Source organism: Streptomyces beijiangensis, from assembly GCF_017315755.1.
Classification (GTDB): Bacteria; Actinomycetota; Actinomycetes; order Streptomycetales; family Streptomycetaceae; genus Streptomyces; species Streptomyces beijiangensis.
The window spans coordinates 1-7,866 of record NZ_JAFLRJ010000269.1; the positions used below are offsets into that span (position 1 = coordinate 1).

Annotated in this window: 8 protein-coding genes and 2 pseudogenes; 5 read left to right on the top strand and 5 right to left on the bottom strand. The window is 66.1% G+C overall.

Annotated features, from left to right (window positions below; all coding sequences use genetic code 11):
* The coding region (locus J0695_RS26240) for a toll/interleukin-1 receptor domain-containing protein (protein ID WP_206965933.1) at positions 1 to 906 on the bottom strand (906 nt) is incomplete at its 3' end.
* A 125-nt stretch (positions 907 to 1,031) separates the two neighbouring features.
* On the opposite strand from J0695_RS26240, the gene J0695_RS26245 reads away from it, so the two are divergent.
* Positions 1,032 to 2,207, top strand: coding sequence for a toll/interleukin-1 receptor domain-containing protein (locus J0695_RS26245; RefSeq protein WP_206965935.1), 1,176 nt, complete (start codon positions 1,032 to 1,034; stop codon positions 2,205 to 2,207).
* A gap of 537 nt (positions 2,208 to 2,744) precedes the next feature.
* Here the strand turns inward: J0695_RS26245 and J0695_RS26250 are convergent.
* Both J0695_RS26250 and J0695_RS26255 read right to left on the bottom strand, forming a co-directional pair.
* Complete coding sequence (locus J0695_RS26250; protein WP_206965937.1) at positions 2,745 to 3,215, bottom strand: hypothetical protein; 471 nt, start codon at positions 3,213 to 3,215, stop codon at positions 2,745 to 2,747.
* Between the two features lie 342 nt (positions 3,216 to 3,557).
* Positions 3,558 to 3,875, bottom strand: a complete 318-nt coding sequence (locus J0695_RS26255; protein WP_307798762.1) for a beta family protein — start codon at positions 3,873 to 3,875, stop codon at positions 3,558 to 3,560.
* On the opposite strand from J0695_RS26255, the pseudogene J0695_RS45725 reads away from it, so the two are divergent.
* Positions 3,835 to 4,104 (top strand): annotated as a pseudogene (locus tag J0695_RS45725) (UvrD-helicase domain-containing protein); the annotation flags it as partial. The gene J0695_RS26255 and the pseudogene J0695_RS45725 sit on opposite strands and share 41 nt — an antisense overlap.
* 2 nt (positions 4,105 to 4,106) lie before the next feature.
* Here J0695_RS45725 and J0695_RS26265 read toward each other — a convergent pair.
* Positions 4,107 to 4,199, bottom strand: a pseudogene (locus J0695_RS26265) (IS5/IS1182 family transposase); the annotation flags it as partial.
* 101 nt (positions 4,200 to 4,300) lie between these two features.
* Between J0695_RS26265 and J0695_RS26270 the strand changes: the two are divergent.
* The 3 genes from J0695_RS26270 to J0695_RS26280 all read left to right on the top strand — a co-directional run bounded on the left by J0695_RS26270 (position 4,301) and on the right by J0695_RS26280 (position 6,151).
* Entirely contained in the window at positions 4,301 to 4,711 is a 411-nt protein-coding gene (locus tag J0695_RS26270) for a hypothetical protein (RefSeq protein WP_307798763.1), read from the top strand.
* 65 nt (positions 4,712 to 4,776) lie between these two features.
* Positions 4,777 to 5,871 (top strand): hypothetical protein, encoded by a 1,095-nt coding sequence (locus J0695_RS26275; protein WP_307798764.1) that lies wholly within the window; start codon positions 4,777 to 4,779, stop codon positions 5,869 to 5,871.
* 1 nt (position 5,872) lies between these two features.
* Entirely contained in the window at positions 5,873 to 6,151 is a 279-nt protein-coding gene (locus J0695_RS26280; protein ID WP_206965943.1) for a hypothetical protein, read from the top strand.
* Positions 6,152 to 6,155: 4 nt separating this feature from the next.
* Here J0695_RS26280 and J0695_RS26285 read toward each other — a convergent pair whose 3' ends face one another.
* Positions 6,156 to 7,844: an FUSC family protein gene (locus J0695_RS26285; protein WP_242553203.1), complete on the bottom strand. Its 1,689-nt coding sequence runs from the start codon at positions 7,842 to 7,844 to the stop codon at positions 6,156 to 6,158.
* Positions 7,845 to 7,866: the final 22 nt, after the last annotated feature.

Below are 7,866 nucleotides of genomic sequence, written 5' to 3' on the forward strand. Positions count from 1 at the left end.
CACCCAGGCGCTGGCCATGCTGGCTTCCGAGAGCACCAGTATGACCTTGCTCTTCTCGCTGATCGCCTGCGTGACCTGTTCCAGAATCGTGCGGCCGCCCTTCATGTCGTGGGGCGCGAACCACGTCTGCACCCCGAAAATGAGGAGATGCTCGGCCAGGGCGGTGGCGAACTGCTCGTCCACGGCGCTGTAGGAGATGAAGGCGCTCGGCTTGAATTCTGTGTGCTCCATGTCCGTCCCCTGAGTTGCTGTGTGCACCATGTCCGGATTGACGCCGGAGTCGAGAAACAAGCGCGTGAGCGACCGAGTGGCCTTCAGCAACCTTTGGCGTGACCCCTCGTAACCAGGCTGGGCCGCGGTCATTTCCAACGCGCGCACCGTTGCTGCATAACTGTGAGCGACAGTTGCCTCGTCAATGGTGTTCAGTCCGACTTGCCGAACGTCATCGAAGTTCGTGAAGATTACCCAGGAGTCGACGAAGCAGGTGAACCCCAGGTGCGCCTTCGCGAAGTTGCAGTACGTGAGCTTGGTCCGGGTGAACTCCGCTCGGACGAAGAAGGACTCTTCGAACTCGGCGGCCATGGTGCAGTCGACGAACCCCGCGAGGTAGAAGTCCGCCCTGCGGAACGCTGCTTCCTCGATCGTGCACCGCTCGAAGCGTGCGCCTGTGAAGGACGCTCCGATTCCGTTGATCTTGCTGAATCGGCAGTCGAGGAAGACCGCACGGTCGAGCTTCGCGCCACCGAGAACACAGTCTCTGAAGCTGCAGTCGGTGAACGTCAGCCCGCCGAGTTCCTGGCCGGCAAGGCGGAGATGCGCGAAGGTCCGACCGCTGAAGCGGGAGGAGCCTGCTGCGACCTCCGCGAGGAAGTGGGCCGACTGCTCGTCGTCCTGCTCGGCGCGCACGAACCCTCTCCTTGAGGTCGGTTGACGGACCGTCCGATCTTCTCTCGGCGTTCCGGGCGCCGCCCGCATCGCCAGAGTTGATTATGGCAGTAGGGCATCTACCGCGTAGCGGCATCGGAGGAATCATGGTCAAGGCCGTCCGAGGGGCCAGGAGTGCGGAGTTGATCGGCGAATACGATCAAGGCAGACGAGAGTTCGTCGGACGCGACCTCACCGGCATCCACATCAGCGAACAGGTTCTCCGGAACAGCGTGTTCAACGAGTGCAGGTTCGTCGACTGCATCATCAGCCGGACCGACCTCTCCGACTGCACCTTCGACGGCTGCCACTTCGAGAGGGTCAACGCGGTCCAGTCCGATTTCATCGACGCCCGCTTCCAGGGCTGCACGATCGAATCGACGGCGTTCTACAGCAGCGACTTCTTCCGGGCTACGTTCACTGCTTCCAGATGCGGGAGCAACTTTCGTGAGGCGTTCTTCGTCCAGGCACAGTTCCTGGAAATGGCGTTCTTCGGCTCGGTGTTCGAGGAGGCCGTCTTCGGCTTCAACGTCTTCGAGAAGACCCTGCTGGCAGCCACCACCTTCAACAGCTCCCGGGTACTTGGTCCGAGCCGCTTCGATGCCGCGACCGTCGCGAACGCGCTTGCGCTGAACATCTTCGTGCTGAACCGGAACAAGAAGGAGGATCCGTCGGAGCAGGTGGCGCTGGAGTCTGTACGGGCCATCAGGAGCTTGGCGGAGTTCTTCGTAGCTTCCGGCGTCGACCCTGGCACGGTCCATGCCCGTCTGAAGGGCAGCCTCTTCGAAGCGCCCTCCGCGCATCCGTCCGTGTTCATCAGTTACAGCGCCCGGGACACCGAGTTCGCCTCCATGCTCCAGTCCCGGCTGGATCGCGAGGGTATCGACGCTTGGTTCGCCCCGCACGATATTCAGGGCGGCCGCACGGTGCAGGAGCAGCTCATCCATGAGATCCAGGAACGGTCTGGAGTCGTACTGATCCTTTCGGAAGCCAGCATGGCCAGCGCCTGGGTGACCACTGAGATCCTGCTCGCTCTGCAGAGCGAGCGGCAGACCGGCCGGCGGATGCTCTTCCCTGTCCGCCTGGTCGATGAGGACCGCCTGAGGTCCTGGCACATGGTCGACACCGAAGAGGGATACTCCGTGGCCCACCGACTCCGCGAGGACCCCATCCCCGACTTTTCCCCCGAGCGAACCGAGGAGGAGATGGAGGACGCATTCATCACCCTGCTCCGGAACCTGCGCGGGCCGGCGGGAAACGCTTCCGGGAGCGGGGAGACCTGAGAAGTCACTGCCGTCGGCTTCCCCCGCCGTCACCAATTCCCATAGTTCCACGCACCGGATTGGGCGGAGTACAACATGTTGAGCGGTATCAAAGAGCACTTCACCCAGCGAGTAAGGATACTGATCGAGGTCCCGCGGGGGCCGGTTCATCTCCGTCGGGCCCAGGAACTGCTCCAGTCCCACGATTGGCACGTCGAGTCCCCTGCCGGCCAAGAGCCCATCACGCTGCAGAATGGGCGTGCCGGTATCAACGCCGAGGTCCGTCTCTTCGGCTCAGCGGTACGCGCACGGAAGGCTGCGGCCATCATTGTCCGGGCCACGGCGAAACGCGAGAAGGTTCAGCTGTGGGTACGAGATTCGGAGCGGATACAGCCGATGTACGAGGAACGGACAACGTACCGAGTCCAACGCGTTCCTCCTGTCGTCAACGGCCTGCTGCAGCAAATTCTGGCGCGCTGGCTCGCCTCCGTGGACGGCATCGGCACGACCCGCCCCCTCGACCTTCCCGGGCCCGGCTGTGCGGCTGCTCCTGTCGCTTCATCCTCCCCCGCCGCTGTCGCCCAGCCGCCTGGGTAGCTCGATCCAGTCCTCCACCGCACCTTGGACCAGCTTCTTGACGCGATCCTTGCCTTCGGTCTCGAAGACGTCTTTCAAGCATGCGCATCGTGAGAGGTCTCCGGCTCCGAGGAGGCAGACGTAGATCCCCGCGATCTGCAGCGCTCGTGCCGCTGCGGCCATTTTCACATCGGTGGGCAAGGGGATCCGGCTCGCGAACTCCACGGCATAGGCCCGTTCTATTCGTGACCGACCGAAGATTCCGAGCAGTCCTCCGGCTGCACGCCCCACGAGCGCGTGCAGCTGCTTCTTGCCGTCCAAGATGGCCCGCGCCAGTTCGGCCAGTTCATCGCAGCCACCTCTGCGGTGCTTCTTGACCAGTGCGTTCCACGTCTCGTCCGAGACGTACTCCGCGGCCCGCTCTGCGATGGCCGCAGAGCCACCGTCCTTCAACGCCGCTTCACAGAGGGACGCCATTTCCTCGAGTCGTTTACGGTTGCCGGACGGCGCTGAGGGCGCGCGTCGTGGAGCTGGAGCCGGCGGCACCTGCCTTCGGCTGCGGGGCGGGCGAGGAGTGGATCGCGTCGCTGCCACACGCTTCACAGGACGGCGGGGAGCTCCGGTCACGCGGCCGGCAGGCCGGCCTCGGTGGTGATGGCAACGCACGTCGGATCCAGCCACCCTGTTGCGGCAGAGCGTCCCGTCGTCAGTCTGCGCACGGCATCGGTAGACCATGCAAAGAGCGTGGCCGCTTGCCCGTACTCCGACAACGGAGCCTATTCGGCCAGGCATTTGTCACGCCAACAAGCCGCTGTTCATGCGGAGTTGATGCACGATGAATGCCAAGTGCTGCGTGTGGCCCGCCTTCAACCAGGATTCGGCGTTTCCGGTGCCCTCGGGGCCGAAGCCATTGGCGCATTTATGAAGCCAGTGCTCGCCCTCGCTGAAGTCCGGCCCACGGTACGAGCCGCTCCCCGTAATGCGGCCGGCTGCTGCGCGCACTTGGTCTGATCGGAAGGGGCCTCTGGTCAGTGCCTTCGTGACGAGGAATCCGTCCGGTGTCGTGTACCGCATCAGGCCCCACGGCGGGCACTGGAAGATGCTGCGTGCCATGGTCCCCCGTACCCACAACGACCTCTTCCTGGTCGGCTACACCCACCAGCGCATCTACAACAACCATGTGACGTTGGGCAGTCTGGGCGTCAACATTCGCGGCCGCTCCGCGAAACTCACGCTCAGCTATCGCACGACGCGTCAGATCCTCGGCTCCGCAATCGGACTGCTGAGCGGTGAGCACTTCGACGATCTGGACGGCAACGAGGAGACACTGAGCCCTTTCCAACCTCAGTTTGAGCAGGTCAGGTGCAAGGTGAGAATGGCCTGGACGAGGCTGGTGACGCAGGTGCTGCTGCAACGGAGTTTGCGCAGGAGACGCCAGTGCCCTGTGACGAACCTGTGACTTCAGCGCGTCGACGACCGCACTCCCTCCCGCTAGGTTCAAGATTAGACAAAGATTGTTACAAGCCTCGGGAGGGCACGTGACCGAAGGGCCGGACCCGGAAAAGCGGTTCGACGACTCCGAGCTCGTGGAGATGTCCCAGGGCGACCCCGCGCAGGCGCGACTCCTGCGCAAGTCCCTGGAGACCCTCGCCGCAGGGCACGGCGGTGACACGTTGAAGGAGATGGCGCAGGAGGTTCTCTCCGGGCGGGCTTCGCTGCGGGATGCCGCGAACGTGTCCGCGTACTCCGACCAGTTGGTCGAGCAGGCCACCCCCATGGCGGAGAAGTGGGCCTCGCTCACCGACGCCGAGCGCGAGGAGCTGGCCGCCGAGGGCAGGCGTGCGATCGCGGCGGAGCAGGAGCAGATCGACGAGGAGCGACGCGCGGCGCCCGACAAGGGTGGAAGTCAGAAGTCTCGGCATGATGGCCGTGGCTGGTCACTGTACTGAGGGGGCGGGAACCGACCATGGGGTTTCGAGTGGAGCCTGAGGCGCTCCAGGGGTTTTCCTCGCTCGTGTCGCGAGGTGCCGAGGGTGCGACGCACGCTGTTGCCTACACCGGGAGCAATGCACAGATCGACAAGGCGGTTGGCGGGCAGCTCTGGGACATGGTCGCGGGCAGTCACGACGAGTATGTGGAAGCTGCCAAGAAGGCTCTGGGGAAGGTGCAGAGCGTTCTCCATTCCTCGCAGGCCGAATTGTCCAAGTCTGCTACTTACTACCGACAGACGGACAAGGGCGAGGCAGCGAAGATGGACGCCGCCTATCCGGGCTCCAAGGGCGGTGGCGGCTCGCCGTCCGAAGGCAGCAATGGGAGCGACTTCGCCGATGCGCAAGACGCCTCGGCCGCCCTCAAAGCGCCGGCGGGCGACAGCGACAATCCGCTGATCGCCTACGGCCAGGGGCACGTCGACGAGTACAAGATGAATCCGGTCCAGAAGGTCCTCGGCACGGTCCTGGACCTGGGCAGTCCGTCGACCGTGGCCGTGGAGGCCGTGAAGCTGCTCTTCGGCGTCGACATCTTCGGGGAGATCAACAACTGGATTCTGGGCGACTGGTCGAAGTACCAGGACTGCGCCGGCGTCTGGGACTGTCTCGGCTCGTTCTGTGACGCGGTGGCGGCGAACCTGAAGAAGGGCACCGGCAATGTCGGTGTGACCTGGGAGGGCAACGCGTACGACGCCGCGAAGGTCTACTTCGAGGAGTTCGGCAAGAAGCTCGACGACTTCAAGGAGACCTTCGAGTCCCTGCGGACCTGTTACGACTCGGCGGCGCGCGAGGTGTTCCAGCTTGCCGAAGTTCTGAAGGCCGGCGTCGTCTTCCTCGCCGACATGGCCATCATCTGGATGGCGAACATGGCTGCGGCCACGGCGATCAACGCGATTCCGATCGGCGGTCAGGTGGCTTCCGTCGCGATGTTCGCCCTGGCCGCTGCGCAAGCGGTCATGATCATCACAAGGTTTGCTGAGCTGGTGAAGGCGTTCGACGCGACCATGATGGCCATCACGCTTCTCGGGGCAGGACTCTCCGCAGCGGTCAACGGGTTCTACGCGGCCGACGGTTTCCCCGAGGCCGACTCCTCCGCCTACGACAACCGAGTGGTGAACTGAGATGTCCTTCCCCCTCTCCGGGGAGAGCCTGGAGATGTTCCTCTCCCGCGCCCGGATGCTGTCCGTGGGAGCTGTCCCCGTGTATCTCGCTCTCCTGTTCTTCGTCACGAAGGAGGAGGGTTGGCACTGGAGCTATTTGGTACTGGCCCTCCTGCCGCCCGTCGCTGCGGTATTGGGGGTCCAGGGGAAGCGGGACATCCTGCCGGGGCGAGCGGTGTGGGCGATGGTTCTTTCGATCGCTCCTCTGCCGTTGATCGGCGGGCTCGAAACGTTGTTCTGAGCTGTCAGCAGGCGGAGGCGCTCTTGCTCGCCGCGAGCAGTGCGCCCAGGCGGTCGGCGTGGTGGTGCGGCAGATGGCCGCTGTCGTCCAGCTGCACCGCGCAGGCTGTGGTGGTTCCGACCAGCTGTTCGAGAGTGAGCGCCGCTGCGTCGGTGTCCGCCGTATGGCGTGCCAGTGCGGGGAGTTCGGCGGCTGCCAGGTCGATTGCGGTACGGGCCGCCGCCAGAGTCCGGTAGGCCTCGCGGCGCAGGAGCCAGCGTGCTGCCCTGTCCTCCTCGGACTGGCCCTTGTTCAGGACGTGTTGTACGTAGGCGTGCGCAGCGTCCCGGGCCGTCGTTACGCGGCTGCGTACACCCCCGCCACTCTGGCCCGGCCACGGAAGGTGGCCCACGAGGAGCACGATGCCGCAGGCCAGCAGGGTCTCGGCGATGCGGCTCCAGGAGGCCTGGGGTTCGCCGCCCGCCATGACCAGCGCCAGCACGAGTGTCGTCACCACCGCTGTCTGCGCTGCGAAGTGCCGCGTGGAGAAAGGAATGAGCGCTCCACAGACCGCAACCACCGCGATCATGCCTGCGGGGCGCGGCAGTCCGGCCGCCAGTCCGGCGAAGACGACCGCACCGGCGACCGTCCCCAGCGCTCGGCACAGCACGCGTGAGGCGAGTGGGCCCAGGTCCGGCTTGACCAGGAAGACCGCGGTCGCGGGCAGCCAGTACCAGTGGCTGTGGTGCAGGACCTGCGCGATGGCGGCGCTCGCTCCGAAACAGAGCGCCACTCGTGTGCCGTACTCGCGGCCGGCCGGGCCGATCGCCTTGCGCAGAGCCGCTGTTGGGGTGGGGCGTCTGGCGTCCAGAGGTGTCGACGTACCGCTGTCGAAGGCCTGGGCCGCGTGCAGCAGGGCGTTGTCCAGGGCGCGCAGCCCGGCGTCGTCGCGGGACGGTGCCGGGAGCGGGCCGCAGGGAGCGCCCGTGCGCACCGCTGCTGCCAGGCGGCGCGGGCCCTCGGCTGCGCGTACGGGAAGAACGGGGCCCGGAGCGGACCAGGCGAGGGCGGTCGCGGCCTCGGCCAGTGGGAGCGCCGCCGTGTACTGCGCGTACAGGCGTCGCCCCGCCTCGCTCGCGCCCGCGCGGTCGAATCGGTGTCCGGACAGGGCGTCCTGCGCCTGGTCGAGTGCGGTGGTCAGTGCCGCCCTGCGGGCTTGTGCGTGCGGGCCGCCGACTGCGGTCAGGAGGTCCGCGACTGCCGTGTAGACGGCGGCCACCGCCAGGCGTTCGCCGTCGTAACGGCCATGCGGTGTCGGCAGGACCAGTCGCAGGGTGAGGAGCCATCCGGCGCCTGCGAGGAAGAACAGGCCGCGTTGCCAGCCGGGCTCGGGCAGCGCCATTCCCGCACCGATCGCGGAGGCCACAAGCAGTTGCGTACCGGCTGCGGAGGCGACCGGGCCTACCGCGCTCGTCGCCCCTGCGATCAGGCCGAGGAGCGTGAGGAGGAGTGGCAGGAGTCGGCCGCCCTCCGTCCAGAGCATCGCGTACGCACCGATCATCAGGCCGCACGCTCCCGCGATCGCGGGCACCGCCAGACGCCGTACGGCCGCCCTTCGGCTGCCCGGCCGGTCGTTGATCCCTGCCAGCATCGCACCCAGCGCTGACATCACCCCGATGGACGGCCGGCCCGCCAGGACCGCGGCGGCCAGCAGGGGGCCGGCCGTCCATCGGGGT